The 1,143-nt window shown below is 69.8% G+C and carries 1 protein-coding gene; it reads left to right on the forward strand.

All coding sequences use genetic code 11. The features are described 5' to 3' along the window. Nucleotides 1-163: 163 nt before the first annotated feature. Nucleotides 164-535: a DUF4282 domain-containing protein gene (locus J4557_RS49035; protein ID WP_208274826.1), complete on the forward strand. Its 372-nt coding sequence runs from the start codon at nt 164-166 to the stop codon at nt 533-535. Nucleotides 536-1,143: the final 608 nt, after the last annotated feature.

The raw sequence follows: 1,143 nt of genomic DNA on the forward strand, positions 1-1,143 counted from the left end.
CTGCGAGATCACCCCCGATCCGTGCCCTGACCTGCGCAACCCTTGGTCCTCAAGCGACCGCTCTTGACCCCTGGTGACCGCCGTTAATCGCACGCTAATCGCACGCCATCCGGACGACGGTTGAGTTTGACCGGACTGGCGCTGATCGGGTGATCTTGGGTGCATGTTGTCTCCCGACCAACACAACCGCCCCCGTGAAGGCTCGTCGCTGGTGGGTGCTCTCCTCGACGTGAAGTTCGAACGCCAGGTGACGCCGATCCTCGTTCGCTGGGTCTACCTGGCTGCGCTCGTCGTGGTCGGCTTCGGGGTGCTGTTCGGGCTGCTGTGGGTGTGGTCGTTCGCCTCGTGGATGGGTGCGGCCATCTGGCTCGCGGCTCCGATCGTCATCGGCCTGGGCCTGGTCGTGCTCCTCGTCGTTCGGATCGCCTGCGAACGGGTCCTTGCCAGCTTCCGCGTTCGGGTCCCGCCCCCGGCTCCTGCTCCCGCCCCCGGTCCCCCAGTGCAGTACGCCCCGCCTCCTCCGCCTGGTCGTTGATGGCGTCGGCCTCTCCCCGCGTGGGGTCCTTCCCTCGGTGCGGGCCTGGGCGTGCGGCGTAGCCGCTGTTCTTCCCCCACCTTCCTCCCCCCGGCCCCGACGAGACCTGTACTTAGCGACGGACAGGTTCCGTCAAGGGTGGCCGTAGGCCATCACGTAGTGACGCCGTAGGCGCCCTTGACGGGTTCTGGCCGTCGCCATCCTCGACAGATCGGGGTCGGGGGGAGCCCCGCGCATTTCCACCTCAACTTGCAACGTCCCTGTACCGGGGATGGCTTGTGCCTCCACCTGATGCACCATGACCGGCGGCGGCGCGGCCCCCGTGGCGGCCGGACGGGGCGGGGCCGGCGGGCGCGTCGCGATGCGCGGCCCGGCGCGGCCGCCCGGTGACCGGCGCCCACGCCGCACGCTCCGGGCGGCCAGGCGCGGGGCCGCGCAGCGGCCCGAGCGCCGCCGCCCCTTGATCTCAAACGGCGGAATTCGGCAATGTTCGCTGGCTGCTCGCCGTCACAGGCGGCAACGTCCGCATCGGTCGATAGGCTCGCAAGCGCAGCGACGGCGGCACAGGGAGTGGCATGGAGAAGTGGAAGCTCACGTACGTGGTCAAC

This window comes from Actinomadura nitritigenes (assembly GCF_017573545.1).
In the GTDB taxonomy this organism is placed as follows: domain Bacteria; phylum Actinomycetota; class Actinomycetes; order Streptosporangiales; family Streptosporangiaceae; genus Spirillospora; species Spirillospora nitritigenes.

What these genes read in the sequence shown, in the direction of transcription:
- J4557_RS49035 (WP_208274826.1), top strand. Translation starts at nt 164, where the DNA reads ATGTTGTCTCCCGACCAACACAACCGCCCCCGTGAAGGCTCGTCGCTG.